At 29.2% G+C, this 15,162-nt stretch carries 14 protein-coding genes; 4 read left to right on the top strand and 10 right to left on the bottom strand.

All coding sequences use genetic code 11. The features are described from left to right. Positions 1 to 128 precede the first annotated feature (128 nt). Together AVANS_RS05910 and gltS are read left to right on the top strand one after the other, a co-directional pair. Positions 129 to 1,010 carry a formimidoylglutamase gene (locus AVANS_RS05910; RefSeq protein WP_239816966.1) on the top strand — a complete coding sequence of 294 codons (882 nt, stop codon included), beginning with the start codon at positions 129 to 131 and terminating at the stop codon, positions 1,008 to 1,010. Beyond that, entirely contained in the window at positions 1,000 to 2,193 is a 1,194-nt protein-coding gene (gltS, locus tag AVANS_RS05915; RefSeq protein WP_239816967.1) for a sodium/glutamate symporter, read from the top strand. Before AVANS_RS05910 ends, gltS begins: the two co-directional genes overlap by 11 nt. A 52-nt stretch (positions 2,194 to 2,245) precedes the next feature. On the opposite strand, the gene AVANS_RS05920 is transcribed toward gltS, so the two are convergent. The 10 genes from AVANS_RS05920 to AVANS_RS05965 are packed head-to-tail and all read right to left on the bottom strand — an operon-like array spanning position 2,246 to position 12,495. After that, positions 2,246 to 3,610: a solute carrier family 23 protein gene (locus tag AVANS_RS05920; RefSeq protein ID WP_239816968.1), complete on the bottom strand. Its 1,365-nt coding sequence runs from the start codon at positions 3,608 to 3,610 to the stop codon at positions 2,246 to 2,248. Position 3,611: 1 nt separating this feature from the next. Further along, entirely contained in the window at positions 3,612 to 4,754 is a 1,143-nt protein-coding gene (locus AVANS_RS05925; protein ID WP_239816969.1) for a GDSL-type esterase/lipase family protein, read from the bottom strand. Next, entirely contained in the window at positions 4,751 to 5,683 is a 933-nt protein-coding gene (locus AVANS_RS05930) for a DUF459 domain-containing protein (RefSeq protein WP_239816970.1), read from the bottom strand. Before AVANS_RS05930 ends, AVANS_RS05925 begins: the two co-directional genes overlap by 4 nt. Beyond that, positions 5,683 to 7,020, bottom strand: a complete 1,338-nt coding sequence (locus AVANS_RS05935; RefSeq protein WP_239816971.1) for an MBOAT family O-acyltransferase — start codon at positions 7,018 to 7,020, stop codon at positions 5,683 to 5,685. Before AVANS_RS05935 ends, AVANS_RS05930 begins: the two co-directional genes overlap by 1 nt. Before the next feature lies 1 nt (position 7,021). Further along, complete coding sequence (locus tag AVANS_RS05940) at positions 7,022 to 8,002, bottom strand: UDP-N-acetylglucosamine--N-acetylmuramyl-(pentapeptide) pyrophosphoryl-undecaprenol N-acetylglucosamine transferase (protein ID WP_239816972.1); 981 nt, start codon at positions 8,000 to 8,002, stop codon at positions 7,022 to 7,024. Beyond that, positions 8,002 to 9,177: an FtsW/RodA/SpoVE family cell cycle protein gene (locus AVANS_RS05945; RefSeq protein WP_239816973.1), complete on the bottom strand. Its 1,176-nt coding sequence runs from the start codon at positions 9,175 to 9,177 to the stop codon at positions 8,002 to 8,004. Before AVANS_RS05945 ends, AVANS_RS05940 begins: the two co-directional genes overlap by 1 nt. A 2-nt stretch (positions 9,178 to 9,179) precedes the next feature. Further along, the gene (locus AVANS_RS05950) at positions 9,180 to 9,401 is read right to left on the bottom strand and encodes a hypothetical protein (protein ID WP_239816974.1); all 222 of its coding nucleotides are present in this window, start codon (positions 9,399 to 9,401) and stop codon (positions 9,180 to 9,182) included. Further along, positions 9,391 to 10,332, bottom strand: coding sequence for a UDP-3-O-(3-hydroxymyristoyl)glucosamine N-acyltransferase (gene lpxD, locus AVANS_RS05955; RefSeq protein ID WP_239816975.1), 942 nt, complete (start codon positions 10,330 to 10,332; stop codon positions 9,391 to 9,393). The genes AVANS_RS05950 and lpxD overlap by 11 nt, the downstream gene beginning before the upstream one ends. 1 nt (position 10,333) lies before the next feature. Beyond that, on the bottom strand, positions 10,334 to 10,795 hold the full coding sequence (ilvN, locus tag AVANS_RS05960; RefSeq protein ID WP_239816976.1) for an acetolactate synthase small subunit: 462 nt from the start codon (positions 10,793 to 10,795) through the stop codon (positions 10,334 to 10,336). Further along, a complete protein-coding gene (locus AVANS_RS05965; protein WP_239816977.1) occupies positions 10,792 to 12,495 on the bottom strand; it encodes an acetolactate synthase large subunit in 1,704 nt (567 codons plus the stop codon). Before AVANS_RS05965 ends, ilvN begins: the two co-directional genes overlap by 4 nt. A 161-nt stretch (positions 12,496 to 12,656) precedes the next feature. On the opposite strand from AVANS_RS05965, the gene AVANS_RS05970 reads away from it, so the two are divergent. Together AVANS_RS05970 and AVANS_RS05975 are read left to right on the top strand one after the other, a co-directional pair. After that, a complete protein-coding gene (locus AVANS_RS05970) occupies positions 12,657 to 14,336 on the top strand; it encodes a methyl-accepting chemotaxis protein (RefSeq protein ID WP_239816978.1) in 1,680 nt (559 codons plus the stop codon). Then, entirely contained in the window at positions 14,333 to 15,109 is a 777-nt protein-coding gene (locus AVANS_RS05975; protein ID WP_239816979.1) for a tetratricopeptide repeat protein, read from the top strand. Before AVANS_RS05970 ends, AVANS_RS05975 begins: the two co-directional genes overlap by 4 nt. Positions 15,110 to 15,162 lie beyond the last annotated feature (53 nt).

The following is a 15,162-nucleotide window of genomic DNA, read 5'->3' on the forward strand; positions in this document are numbered from 1 at the left end:
ATAAAATAACAATATAAAATTTTTTCCTATTTTTTTGTTACCAAGTTACACATTAAATAAATTTATTATGAATTTTACACAAATCTTAATTTAAAAAATTTTAAACTAATTTTTTAAAAGGAGAAAACATGTGGAACGGACGAGATGATGGAAAAGAAATTATTCATAAAAGACTTTTCAAATGCCTTGATAAGACTTCTAAAACAAAATTATTAGGCTTTTGCTCAAGCCTTGGAGTTGAGAGAAACAAAGGCAGAATTGGTAGTGAGAATGCGCCTTTAAAGATTAGAGAATTTATGGCTAATTTTGCAATTCATGATGATTTTAGCTTTGATGATTTAGGAAACATAAGTGAATTTAGTGATCTTGAGAGTGCTGATGAAATGCTTTATGAAAAGGTTTTAAACTCTCTTAAAAATAATGAATATTGCGTTATTTTAGGTGGCGGACACGAAAGCTCACTTGCACCTATTAAAGCTTTGCTTGATAGTAAAAAAAGCGTAGGAGTTATTAATTTTGACGCTCATTTTGATGTAAGGATTCAAGATTTGCATACTTCTGGCAATTCTTTTTATAAAGCTTATGAATACGCAAAAGAAAATAATTATAAATTTAATTATCTTTGCTTAGGTGCAAGTTCTTTATCAAATACAAAAGCTCTTTTTAATACTATGGATAAAATGGGAGCAAAATATGTTTTAGATTATGAGTTTGATAAATCATTTGATGTTTTAAAAGACTTTTTAAATGCAAACGATTATATATATTTAAGCATAGATATTGATGTATTTTCTTTAAGCATTGCTCCTGGAGTTAGTGCTCCTGCTGTATTTGGAATTAACCTTAAGCAAATAATTCCTTTATTAAATCTTATATTTGATTCTAAAAAACTTTTGCTTAGTGATATTTGTGAATTTAATCCTTTGTATGATTTTGATAATCACACGGCAAGACTTAGTGCCTTTTTGGCATATTATTTATTAAGAAAGGAAAAATTATATGAAATTTGATAGTTTGAGTGTTTTGGCAATTAGCATAGGTGTTTTATTATTTGGAATGTTTTTAAAGAAAAAAATCAATTTTTTAGAAAAATTTTGCATTCCTGCTCCTGTTGTAGGAGGCTTTTTGGTAAGTATTATTGTATGGATTTTAAGCTTTGCTGATATAAAAATCACATTTGATAACGCTTTACAAACTCCTTTTATGGTTGTGTTTTTTACGGTTGTTGGTCTTAGCGGAAGCTTTAAATTATTAAAAGTTGGTGGAAAAATACTTTTAATCTATTTGGCATGCTGTTGGTTTATGGCTATTATGCAAAATTTCATTGGTATTTCTATGATGAGTATATTTGATTTAAATAAACTTTATGGAATATTATGTGGAGCTGTTGCACTTGAAGGAGGACACGGAAATGCAATCGCATTTGGTGGAATGGTAGAAGAATTAACAGGGCTTAATAATGCAAAAGTTTTAGCAATAGCAGCTGCTACATTTGGCTTAATTAGTGGCTCATTGCTTGGTGGTCCTGTTTGTAGATATTTAATTAATAAACACAAGCTTGAGATAAAAACAAATGAAAATATTCAAGATATTGACCCATTAAAGCACGAAATTCACATAGCAAGTTATCAAGACTTCTTAAAATCTTTATTTTTGATTTTATGTATTATGTGTGTTGGGTTTTACTTAAGTTCGGAGTTTAGCAAAGCTAGTGGATATTCTTTACCTAGCTATGTTGGTGCTATGCTTATAGCAATTATTGTAAGAAATATTAATGATAATTTTGAGATTTTTAAACTAAATCAATACACAATAGATACTATAAGCGAACTTAGTTTAGGAATATTTTTAACAATGGCTATGATGAGCCTTAAGATAAATGAGCTTAGCGAAGTTGCTACTCCTTTATTTATCACCTTAATTATTCAAGCAATTATTTTGGTTTTATTTGCTGTTTTTGTAGTATTTAGGGTATGTGGTAAAAACTACGATAGTGCAATAATGTGTGCAGGACTTATGGGGCATGGCTTAGGTGCAACACCTAATGCAGTAGCTAATATGAACGCAGCTTGTAATAGATATAATCTTGTTTCAAAACAAGCATTTTTAATAGTTCCATTATGCGGGGCTGTTCTTATTGATATTGTTGCAATTCCTTTTAATACATACTTAATCAACTTATTTGCAAACTAAAATCAAGGAATTTGAAATAGGAATTAAAATAATTTTAATTCCTATAAAAAGTTTATTTTTCTTCTTTTGGTAGTAAGATTTCAAGCAAAATCGCACTAAATCCAGCAGTTGCAACAGCTGAGCCAAAAAGATTTTTTAAAAAATCAGGCAAATGCTCTAAAATAAGTGGCTGAGTGCTAACTCCTAAGCCTAGAGCAAGTGAGATTGAAAGTATCATTACAGAACGCTTGTTTAATTCTTCTCTTGAAATTATCTTAATTCCTGTTGCTGCAATTGTTCCAAACATTACCAAAATCGCACCACCAATTACAGGCTCAGGTATTCTTAAAGCAAACTCCGCAACAATAGGAAAAATCCCACAAATCATAAGCATAATACAAACAATATAGCCAACATAACGGCTTGCAACCCCACTAAGTGCGATTACTGCATTGTTTTGCCCAAAGCATGAATTTGGAAATGTATTAAAAAATGCCGATACTAAAGAATTAAACCCATTAGCAAAAACACCACCCCTTAACCTTCTTTCATAAAGTTCTCCGCTCATAGGCTCACGACTTAGCTCACTTGTAGCACTAATATCTCCAATGGTTTCAAGCGAAGTAACTATAAAAATGATTGCAAAAGGCAAAATTAGGCTAAGCTCAATACTAAGACCATAATATAAAGGCTCAGGAACTATAAATAAACTTGATGTGTGAAGATTGCTTAAATCAAATCTATTTAAAAATATAGCTAAAATTAATCCTATTATTATAGAAAAGAACAATGCCCCTACTCTAAAAATAGGCTTTTTAAAAGAGTTAAATATCACAATAGATAGCAATACAACTCCACTTAAAGCAAGGTTTTCAAGACTTGCAAATTGTAAATTAGGTGCCAAGTCTTTATTCATACTTGAAAAGCCACCCCCTGCACTAACAAGCCCAGCACTAATTAGCGTAAGTCCTATTATAGTTACAACGATTCCACAAACTAGATTTGAAATTATTCTTTTTACATATTTTAAGCTAATTGATACAAGCATTTCAGTAATACTACATAGCATTAATGTTCCAAAAATTGCTGCTAAAATCTCTGCATCACTTAAATCTTGCTTTCTTAATATTAATCCCCCTGCAATAATAGCGCTAACAAAGTTAAAGCTAGTTCCTTGAACGCTAAGTAAGCCTGAGCCTATTTGAAACTTACCTATTCTTAAAGTCATCATTTGAATAAATCCTGCAACCCCACTTGCAAACAATGACATAGACACTATTCTAGTTGCATTCTCAGGACTTAATCCTAAGCCTTTTCCAATTATAAGTGATGGAGTAATAACAGCTACAAACATAGCTAGTAAATGAACAAGAGCAGCTAAAATTGCACGAGATAATGGCGGTTTATCATTTAAATGATAAATTAATTCATCTTTCATTTTAATCCTTTGTAATCTTTAAAAATTCTAATAATTTTAAGGCTACATAATCGTAACCCAACTTGCTAAGATGTGTATTTTTTAATGATTTTTTATTAGCTATCCAAGCAGCTTTACCCCCTTCTTTTTGCATAAGCTCATCTATATTAAAAACATAAGCACCATTTTCCTTTGCCACTTTTTTAATAAGAGTTCTTACTAGCTCATTATTTTCTCCTTTTACATAGTTTTTATTCACATACAATGTAGGTTCTGGCGGGATTAGAAGAATTATTTTTGTATTTGTTGATTTGAAAATATTGATGATTTTTTTGTAATTATTTAAAAACATTTCTTGATTTATCTTATTTGAAACGCTTTCGTTAGTCCCAAAAGAAAAAACAACCAAATCATAATCTAATTTCTTAGCGACTTTAAACGCTAATTCATCATCAATTCTTAAATAATTAAAAATACTAGCACCATTAATTCCAAGATTATCAATATAAGAAGAATTATTGCTTAAAAATCCCCCTATTTTTGATGAACTTAGCTTAAAATTAATCTTATTTGTATTCTTTTTATAGTTTTTAAAATTCCAAATTCCTGATTTAAATTCCAAATATTCAACATCATTAGCCATAAAGCCTAAATCTATATTTATCTCGCAATTATCTAAGCAGTTTGCATTAATTCCACTAAAACTTAAATTATCTTTTGTATTTATTAAATACTCTACTTTAAAGCCTGAATTATTATATTTTGCTAAATATTGATTATGCCATTTAGGTAAAATTGCAGGAATAAATCCTAAAGAATAAATACCTAAAGCATTTCTAAAATAAGCGCTTATATAATCACTTGCGAAGTGTGAATCACCTACAAATGCTATTTTTTTATAAGGTAGTTTTATATTTTTAATAGGAATTTGTTTTTTAATTTCTTGTTTTACTTCTTTTTTTATATCTTGCTTTTTTTCTTCTTTTGTAATTTTTATAATATTTGTATTTACTTTAGCATCTTTTACTATCAAGCTTTCTTGATGTGTTTTGCTTGATTTTTGTGGAGTTTTTGCTTCTTGCTTTTTATAAATTATGCTATTTAAAAACGGAGAGCTACAAGATGAAAATAAAAATAAAGCTATAAAAATACTTAAAATTCTCATTTTATTTCAACTGCTTTAAAAAAATCTTGTGAAATCAAATCATACCCAAGTGGTGTGAAATGTATGCCATCGTTTGACCTTATCCTTTTGCTTTTGCCTTCTATCTTTATATAAAAATCAAAATGCTCGGTTAATAATGAACTTAATTTTATAAATTGATAATTGTTTTGTTTAGCTAATTCATAAAATACTTCATTTAAGATTTTTATCTTTTCGTTTTGTTCATCATTTTTTACCACAGGTAATTCATACCAAAAAATATTCGCATCATTTTCTCTAGCGATTTTTACTAATTCATCAATTCTTTTAGCATAAAAGGCTTTCCACTCGCTTTTACCAAAAATTAAAAGCTTATTATTTTCATTAACATCCCACAAATCATTAACACCTACTAAAATTACTATATTTTTAATCTTAGAATTATTCAAAGAATTTTTTAAAACCTTTGCATAATCGTAGTATTTTTTTCTAAGCAAACCTGTGCTTTGCTTTGCAAGATTTTCACATTTTATATTGTGCTTTTTTAGATTATTACAAATTGCAACTCCAACGCCTTGCATTAAGCTATCGCCTAATAAAATCACTCCGTTTTCTTTGCTAAGACTTAGAGTTTTTGCTTTTGCTAATGTATTTTCATTTAATTTATATGGCAAATAGCATTTAAGCAAGATTTTATTTTTTGCTTTTTTGCTGATTTCATCTTTTGTTGGTTTTGTTTCTTTTGCTATTTCTTTAATTTCTTCTTTTTCTTTTACAAAAAATACTTCATATTCTAAAAAGCTTTTAAATTCACTTAGCTTTTTTGTAATTCCTGATTCAAATTCTATGCTTTTATGATAGGTTTGTTCGTAGTATTCTTTTAGCGAATCGTTAAATAAAGCTATAAAAATCAAACTAGAACTTATAATTATAAAAACAAACTCTCTCATCAAAATCCTGCATAAATAAAATTTGGAATCCCACTTGGCATATACATAAACACAACTAATAAAACTAAATTAATAAAAATAATTTTTATAAAAATATTCAAACGCCTTAAAAAATTAGTAAATATAGCTAAATGGTTTTTAGAATAAAAATTAACTATAAATAAAACAAATATAGTTAAAAATACTAATAATTCTTTATTATTTATACTATTAAAGACTAAAAAGCTTAAAAAATATTCCTTAACTTGCGAAAAATCAGCAAAATAAAAAAAGCTCCACACAATGCTAATATAAGTAAAAGTAATAAATGAAGCTAAAAATTTATTAAATTTATAAGAAAATAAAGAAATAAAAATAAGCCCTAAAGCATGAGCTAAACCCCATAAAGCAAAATTATAAGTATTTCCGTGCCAAATACCAGAAATTACAAAAGCGATTATTATATTTAAGCTTGTTCTATTTACTCTATTTCCACCTAATGGAATATAAATATAATCACGAATAAAATTTGATAAGCTAATATGCCATCTTTTCCAAAAATCTTGGATATTTCTAGCTTTAAAAGGATTATTAAAATTCCTTGGTAATTTAAATCCTATCATAAAAGCAAATGCACTAACTAAATTAACATAAGCGCTAAAATCCAAATATAATTTAAGCGAATATAAATAAAAGCAGTTTAATAAACCTAAAAAGCTAAGAGTATTTAACTCATCTAAAAAAGCATAAAAATATTTATCTACAAAAGGAAGTATCAAAAATACTTTGCTAAGTGCAAGCAATAAATTAGCTATTATTAAATCCTTATGTTTAAAGCGTTTTAATCTTAAAAACTGCTTTTTAAAATTAGCAAATCTAAAAATAGGACCACTCACAAAAGTAGCAAAGAAACTAAGATAAGTAAATAAAAACGCAAAGCTAACAGGCTCTCTTTTTTCTTTATAAACCCACACTATATAAGTAATTGCATTAAATGTATAAAAACTAAGCCCTAAAGGAAAGATTAAATCAGCAATTTGAATATTTAAAAGACTTAATACATAATCAAAACTATCTTTTATACTAGAATAATATTTAAAAACACAAAGGTTTAAAACAATTAAAGCTAATGCTAAAAAAGTAATGTTTTTGGTATTTCTAACATAAACACTTAAAGCTAAAAAATGTATAAATATACTAAAAACAAAAACAACCAACAAGCAATAAGGATTAAATAAATAAAGCACTAAGGCATTAAATCCTAGTAATAATAAATTTTGTTTTTTTATATCAAGTTTATTAAATAATATAAAAAATATAAAAATTAATATCAAAAACTCTATTGAAAAAAAGCTCAAATCAATATTCCTTTAAAATATCTGCTAAAAATTTTGCTCCATTTATGTTTTTGAAATTATATAAATTATCAGCGTATTTTAAACCTTCATTTAAGATTAGATCTAATGCTAATTCCGAATTCAAATTCTTTTCTTCACACATAAAAGCTAGCTCTTGATTTACCAAATACAAAGCATTAAAATATTGATGATTTTTATAAGCATATTTGTATGGCACAAAAAGAGTTGGAATAGCTGCATTTATAAGCTCAAAACTAGCACTTGCCCCAGCCCTACTAATAGCAAAATCAGCTTCTTGCATATATTTTTCAATTTCACTTGAAAAGCCTATTAAGGTTGGCTTTATTTCAAATTTTTCGTATTCTTTTTCATATTTTTCTAATTCTTTAGCACCACATTGATGAATTAATTTAATGTTATTTTCTAATAATTTAGGATATAGGCTAAGTGCAAATTCATTTAAAAATCTAGCACCTTGAGAGCCACCTATAATTAAGATTGCTTTTATTTCATTTCTTTTTCTTTTAATATTAAAGAATTTCTCTTGCACAGGATAAGGGCAAAGCTCTTTTTCATAAGCTGAAAAAAACCTTGTAGCAAAAGGCTTTGTAAGGCGATTTGCTAGACCCATTTTTGAGTTTTGCTCATGAATTATTAATTTACGAAATGAAATAATAGCAGCAAGACTAGCAGGAACACTAGAATACCCACCGACGCTTAAAACACAAGTTATTTTATGCTTTTTAAATATTTTTAAACACTCGTAAACTAAAGCAATTAAAGAAAAAATCACCTTAATTTTGCCTAATATTCCTTGATTTACAAAACCACTACTTTTTAAAAAATAACAATTTTCTCCACTAAACCATAAAGTATCTTGTCCTTTAGTGCTACCTATATAAATAAACTCATCTAATTCTTTTGAAACTGCCTTAGCTACTGCTAAATGACCGCCCGTTCCACCACCAGTGATTGCTATCATTACATACTTCCTACATAATTTTCTTGAGAATGTTTAAAAATGCTTAATAAAATTCCTGTCGCAATGGAGTTAGCTAACATTGAGCTTCCACCATAGCTAAGAAATGGCACTGCAATTCCTTTTAAAGGAATTAATGAAATAATTCCACCTACATTCATTAAGAATGTAAAAAACATACAAGAGCCATATCCTATGCAAAACAAATAATCTCTTTTAGTTTTCATATAAGTTGATAGTTTTAAAATAGAAGCTACTAAAAAACTAAACAATAAAATAACTACAAAAAATCCAAAAAAGCCTATTTCTTCTGCAATACCTGAGAGAATAAAATCCGTATGAACTTCACTTAAAAACCCTAATTTAAACACGCCTAGCCCAAAACCTTGCCCTAAAATATCTCCGTGAGTAATTGCGTTTAAGCTATGCGAGATTTGATAAGGCTCACTTGCGTGTGCTATTCTTAAGCTTTCTTGAATGCCTTCAGGAAACATAGGCAAAATAAAATCTTGAATACTTCCCCACCACTCAAGCCCTCTTTCAAGTCTTCTAGGATGCAGTGCTATTAAAGATACCCCACAAGCAATAGCAGCTATGAATAAATAAAAAATATGCTTAAAGCTAATTCCAGCAGCTAAAGCCATAACAAACATACTAGCAGCAACCACAACACACTGACCTAAATCATTTTGAGTAACATAAACATAACCAAAAATCAAACAATAAGCACAAAGAGTTGGCAATAATAAAAATAAATCTTGTTTAAAAGTTCTTTTAATTGCATCAATTTTTCTTGAATATGTAAGAGCTAATATAGAAAAAGCTGAGATTTTTAGAAATTCTAATGGAGCAATAGAAAAACCAAGAAACCTAATCCATCTTCTAGCCCCCTTAGTCTCAACAACCAAAGAAGCTGGTAAATAAGGCATAATCATACAAGCGATTAAACTAATTATAAAAATTGCATATAAGATTTTATAACAATATTCTTCTTTTATGAGTTGAAAAACTACAATAATCAAAACGCCTATTACTGCAAATAATGTTTGAGAAAACAAAAATCCATAAGGAGATTTTTGTCCTACATAAGTAAAAAATCCCATTGAAAATACAAAAACAATACTAATCATCATAAGAATTAGCACAATTTCAAAAATTCTCAAATGGGTTTTAATCAATTTTATTGCCTTTTATCGCTAATTGATTGTAAAGCTATTATTAATTCGTCTAAATTTTCATAAGGCACATGGATTTTCCACTCTGGCTCGTTTTCTTTTAGGCATATTGCTATGCTTAATACTTCGCTACTGCCTTCTCCATAAGGATTTTTAATATTTGCTAATGAGATTTTACCACTTTGAGTGCCTTTAAGTAAAATTGAGCTAATTAACTCAGCCTTCATTATTCATCCTTTTTAATTTTGCTTGCATTTTTAACCATTCTCTTTGCTCCATTATAGGAAAACCACCATAAACCTTGCCACCTGCTAAGTCTTTGCTAACTCCACCCCTAGCAGCAATAATTGCACGATCACCTATTTTTAAATGACCGCTTGTAGCACTCTGACCTCCCATTACAACAGCATTTCCAAGCTCACTTGAACCTGCTAATCCTGTTTGAGAAACCACTAAGCAACCTTGACCTAAAATGCAATTATGCCCTATTTGAACTAAATTATCAATTTTAGTTCCTGCTTTAATAAGAGTTTTTGAAAATACAGCCCTATCAATACAAACGCAAGAGCCAATTTCAACAAAATCTTGCAATTCTACATAACCATTATGATAAATCTTAAAATGTCCCTTAGCATTACTTGCATATCCAAAACCATCGCTTCCAATAACACTTCCTGCGTGAATTATGCAATGATTTCCTATGATAGAATCGTTATAAATTGTAACATTTGGATATATTATTACATTATCTTTAATGCAAACTCCATCACCAATATATGCACCTGCCATAATAGTACAATTATTTCCTATACTAGTGTCTTTTCCTATATAAACATTTGGCATAATAGTTGTATTTTCGCCTATAACAGCATCTTTACCTGCTCTTATTAAATCTTTTGCAAAGACCTTGCTAAGAAGTGCAAAAGCATATTTAGCATCATCACAAATTATCGCAATCACATCACTAGGCAAAAATTTAGCTAGTTTTTCATCAATTAAAACCGCTGCTGCTTTTGTAGTTCTTAAAGCGTCATTATCTTTTACACAAAAACTAAGCTCATTTTCTTTAGCATCTTCTAAGGAATTAAGAGCCTTAATTCCTATTTCAAATTCTGTTTTTATTCCTATAATTTCACATAATTCTTTTAAATTCTTCATCTTAACTTTCCATTAAAACAACGCCACTTCTAGCACAATCTTTAGGATTATATTTTTTGATAGTTTTTAAGAAATTATCAATCCTATCTCCTGTATCATTTACGCAAAGCGTTATGTATTCATCATTTGAATGTGCTATTGTGCCATTATAGCCTTTTAATAAACTATCAAGTCCAGCTAAATTTTGATCTATACTAATTTTAACCAAAGCACATTCACGCTCAACAAATTCGCAATTTTCAAACACTTTATAAGTGCTAATTAATTTATGAAGTTGTTTAGTGATTTGCTCAAATACTGCTTCATCTCCACTAGTAATTATACTAATTCTAGAAAACTCAGTCCCAGCAATTGGTGCAACGGTTAAGCTATCTATATTATAACCCCTACCTGAAAACAGCCCTACAACTCTACTTAAAACTCCGTGTTGGTTTTCTACTATTACACTTAAAGCTCTTTTCATTTGCTATCCTTTGCTATTAATTTTTGTGGTAATATCATATTATAAATCGCAGCACCTGCTGGAACCATTGGCAATACATCTTCAAATCTTGAAATTATAACATCAATTACACAAGGTCTAGGGCTTTTTAAACATTCATTGTAAGCCTTTATAAACTCATCTTTAGTTTTTACTCTAAAACTATCACAACCAAAACTTTTTGCTAGCATTTCATAATCAGGTTGAACATCTTCAAGATTTGTTTCTGAATACCTTTCATTATAAAATCTAGTTTGCCACTGGCGAACCATTCCTAAATAAGCGTTATTTAAAATAATATTAATTACTTTTTTACGCTCTGCTGTAAGCGTCATTAGCTCTTGAACATTCATCAAAAACGAGCCATCACCTGCGAAATTAAGCACAACTTCATTATTTTTTGCAAAAGCAACACCTAAAGCAGCAGGAATTGAATAACCCATAGTTCCTAATCCACCACTTGTACTTAATCTTCTTGGTTCATTAAATTTAAAAAACTGAGCAACCCACATTTGATGTTGTCCTACATCTGTGATTACATTTGCATTTGGGCTAATTTTTGCACATTCATTTATAACCCATTGTGGTTTTAATACTTCATCGCTATCTTCATAACTAAATGATGGATATAAAGCTTCGTGTCTATCTAAAATACCATGCCAATTTCCTAAATCAAATTCCATATCTTTAATCTCAGCTAAAAGCTCACTTAAAACATTAGCAACATCTCCAACGATAGGAAAATCAGCTTTAATTATCTTAGAAATTGAAGTTGGGTCAATATCAATATGAGCTATTTTTGCTAATTTTGCAAACTCACTAGTCTTGCCTGTAATTCTATCATCAAATCTAGCACCTAATGAAATTAGCAAATCACATTCACTCATAGCCATATTAGCTCTATAACTTCCATGCATTCCTGCCATTCTAAGGTTGTATGGATTATCGTGTTCTAATACACCTAAGCCCATTAGAGTGCAAACTGCAGGTATTTTAGTCTTTTTAACAAACTCACGAATAACTTCACTAGCATTTGAACTAATACAGCCACCACCTATGTATAAAAGTGGCTTTTTAGCTTCACTTAGTGCAAGTGCTAGGCGTTTTATTTGTCTTGGATTACCTTTATAAGTTGGCTTATAGGTTTTCATATTTACTTCGCTTGGATAAGAAAACTCGCCTTTAATTGCTGTAATATCCTTTGGAATATCTACATGAACAGGGCCTGGGCGACCACTTCTTGCTATATAAAATGCTTCTTTTAAAACTCTTGGTAATTCTTCAATAGTTTTTACTAAATAAGAATGCTTTACACAAGGCCTACTCATTCCAACTGCATCAATTTCTTGGAAAGCATCTGTTCCTATTAGCGAATTTGCAACTTGAGCTGAGATTAAAACCATAGGAATACTATCAGCATAAGCTGTTGCGATACCTGTTAGGGTATTTGTAAATCCTGGACCACTTGTAACTATCGCAACACCAACCTTACCACTAGCTCTTGCATAGCCATCAGCAGCATGTGCAGCAGCTTGTTCGTGGCGAACTAATACATGCTTAAAATCATCTTGCTTATAAAGCTCATCATAAATATTAAGCGCAGCTCCACCAGGATAACCAAATACTACTTCAACACCTTCAAGCCTTAAAGCTTCACAAATCATCTTTGCACCTGTAATCATACGACCTCCATTAAGTTTTTTCCTAGGATTTAATCAAATTTTGCTTATTTAATAATTAATACGAATTAAAAAGAACAAAAAATATAAAAAAATAAAATTTAATTAATAAAAAATTTATATAAAAAAATTATTATTAACAAAAATTTTTTGAAAGGTTACAAATGAAGATTTCATTTAAAATAAGTTTATTAGTCTTTTGCTCTTTGTTTTTATTAGCACTATCCTTAAGCATAAACTCAAGCAAAATGTTTAACAAATTAGAAACTAAAATGCTAAGCGAAATAGAAAACGAAAGCATTTATCTTAGAAAAGAACAAGTAAAAACTCTAGTAGAAAGCATTAGTCAATATGCAGGAAATACTTACGATGATTTAGAAAGACAAAATAAGTTAGATAGGTTTACAGAATTATTGCAAAATCAATTAGATAGAGTAAGATATGATAATAATTCTAAAGGTTTTTTAGTTTTTCAAGATGATGGAATGGTAATTTATCACGTTTTAAGCGACTGGATAGGTGAAAACAAAATAAACTCAGTAGATGCAAATAATAAAGCTTTCATAAGAGATATTATAAACGCAGGTAAAAGCGGTGGGGGCTTTAGTGAATATGAGTTTAGATACCAAAATGGAAGCACTAAAAAATTTTTAGCATATTCTTTACAAGATAAAAAGAGTGGTTATATTTTTAGCACAGCTGTTGATTTAGATAATGTTTATAGCTTTTTAGATAAAAATGCTAAAGAATTAAGCGATGCTCAATTTGATGATTTTATAAAGTTTATGTTTATTAGTTTAATTAGCTTTATTGTTTTAATGATAATTGCTTATATTTTTACAAATACATTTATATCAAAACCTTTAAAAGTATTAGAGAATAAAGCAGTTGAATTAAGTAGTGGAGATGGCGATTTAACAAATAAACTAGTTGTAAAAGGAAATGATGAAATAGCTCACGCTTCAAAAGCTATTAATGAATTTTTAGAAAAAATTAGAGTTTTAATAGCACAAGCTAAAACAATTTCTACCGAAAATGCTTCAATTGCTAGTGAATTAGGAAATACAAGCTTACAAACAGGTAAAAGAGCTGAAGAAGGAAGCTTAATAGTAAGCGAAATAGCAAATAAAGGTCAAAATACTAAAAACGCTTTAAATATTGGCGTTCAAAAAGCTAAAGATGCTACTACTTCACTAGATAATGCTTTATTAATGATAGAAAACTCAAACAAAGAAATAGATACTCTAAGTAGTAAAATAATAAATAGTGCAAGCATTGAAAGCGAACTTGCTATGAAGATAGAAAGACTTAGTGTAGATGCTGATAATGTAAAATCAGTGCTTGAAATAATCAATGAAATAGCAGACCAAACAAATCTATTAGCACTAAATGCTGCTATTGAAGCAGCTCGTGCGGGAGAATCAGGTCGTGGATTTGCAGTAGTTGCTGATGAGGTAAGAAAACTAGCTGAGCGAACTCAAAGAAGCTTAAGCGAAGTAAATGCTACTATAAATGTTATCGTTCAAGGTATTAAAGATACAAGCGAACAAATGAATATAAACTCAAATCAAATGCAAGATTTAAGCAATATCGCAAATGTTACAAAAGAACACATGCATACAATGAAAGAAAGTGTAACAAATGCAATAAATCAAAGCGAACAAACGGTTCATGATTATATAAATACAAGCGAAGATATGGAAAAAATCTTAAATAATTTAAACAATATGAATATAATTACGAATGAAAACGCAAGAAGCGTTGAAGAAATCGCAGGGGCTGCAAGTCATTTAAGCGAGATGACTGAAGAGCTTAATAAGAAATTACAAGAGTTTAGAACATGAAGAAATTATTATTAGTAATGAGTTTTGGTTTAATTTTAGGTGCTGATTATTTAAGCGATTGTGAAGAAAGCAAAATCGCTGCAGCTTGTTATAATCAAGGCGTGGCTTTATTTAATCAAAATGATTTAGATTCAGCGACTAAGTATTTTATAAAGGCTTGCGATGGTGATATTAGCAATGCTTGTTATAACTTAGGTGTTATTTATAGCAAAAATAACGATAAGCTAAATGCTAATAAGTATTACAATAAAGCTTGTGAAAACGGCAATTATGAAGCTTGTTTTTATGCTGGGATTTACGCTAGTGATTTTAATCAAGCAAAAGAGCCTTTAACCAAAGCTTGTGAAAATAATTATAAAGACGCTTGTTATAATCTAGGTGTGTTTTATAAAAATAACCAAGATTTAGATAATGCAAAAATATTTTGGAAAAAAGCTTGCGATGAAAACATCATGCAAGCTTGCTATGGTTTAGGAAGTTTGTATGCTAATGAAAAGAATAATAATCTAGCTATCAAATATCTTTCAATTGCTTGCTCGGCAAAGGATTATAATGCTTGTTATAATCTAGGAAATGTATATTATGAGCTAAAAGATTATGATAAAGTTGCTATTCTTTGGGGACAAGCTTGTGATAATAAAGACGCTTATGCGTGCAATAATTTAGGCGTTTTATTTCACGAAAAAGACAAAAATATGGCTAAGTTATATTACAAAAAAGCTTGTGATTTAGGCAATAACATAGCTTGTGAAAACTACAATATCTTAAAATAAGCTAAGAAATATTATTCTTAGCTTACAATCTAATAAAACAAATGCTTTTATCT

The organism is Campylobacter sp. RM5004 (assembly GCF_022369455.1).
Classification (GTDB): Bacteria; Campylobacterota; Campylobacteria; order Campylobacterales; family Campylobacteraceae; genus Campylobacter_E.

What these genes read in the sequence shown, in the direction of transcription:
- ilvN (WP_239816976.1), bottom strand. Translation starts at nt 10,795, where the DNA reads ATGAAAAGAGCTTTAAGTGTAATAGTAGAAAACCAACACGGAGTTTTA.
- AVANS_RS05940 (WP_239816972.1), bottom strand. Translation starts at nt 8,002, where the DNA reads ATGATAGCAATCACTGGTGGTGGAACGGGCGGTCATTTAGCAGTAGCT.
- gltS (WP_239816967.1), top strand. Translation starts at nt 1,000, where the DNA reads ATGAAATTTGATAGTTTGAGTGTTTTGGCAATTAGCATAGGTGTTTTA.
- AVANS_RS05975 (WP_239816979.1), top strand. Translation starts at nt 14,333, where the DNA reads ATGAAGAAATTATTATTAGTAATGAGTTTTGGTTTAATTTTAGGTGCT.
- lpxD (WP_239816975.1), bottom strand. Translation starts at nt 10,332, where the DNA reads ATGAAGAATTTAAAAGAATTATGTGAAATTATAGGAATAAAAACAGAA.
- AVANS_RS05925 (WP_239816969.1), bottom strand. Translation starts at nt 4,754, where the DNA reads ATGAGAATTTTAAGTATTTTTATAGCTTTATTTTTATTTTCATCTTGT.
- AVANS_RS05965 (WP_239816977.1), bottom strand. Translation starts at nt 12,495, where the DNA reads ATGATTACAGGTGCAAAGATGATTTGTGAAGCTTTAAGGCTTGAAGGT.
- AVANS_RS05930 (WP_239816970.1), bottom strand. Translation starts at nt 5,683, where the DNA reads ATGAGAGAGTTTGTTTTTATAATTATAAGTTCTAGTTTGATTTTTATA.
- AVANS_RS05910 (WP_239816966.1), top strand. Translation starts at nt 129, where the DNA reads ATGTGGAACGGACGAGATGATGGAAAAGAAATTATTCATAAAAGACTT.
- AVANS_RS05920 (WP_239816968.1), bottom strand. Translation starts at nt 3,610, where the DNA reads ATGAAAGATGAATTAATTTATCATTTAAATGATAAACCGCCATTATCT.
- AVANS_RS05950 (WP_239816974.1), bottom strand. Translation starts at nt 9,401, where the DNA reads ATGAAGGCTGAGTTAATTAGCTCAATTTTACTTAAAGGCACTCAAAGT.
- AVANS_RS05970 (WP_239816978.1), top strand. Translation starts at nt 12,657, where the DNA reads ATGAAGATTTCATTTAAAATAAGTTTATTAGTCTTTTGCTCTTTGTTT.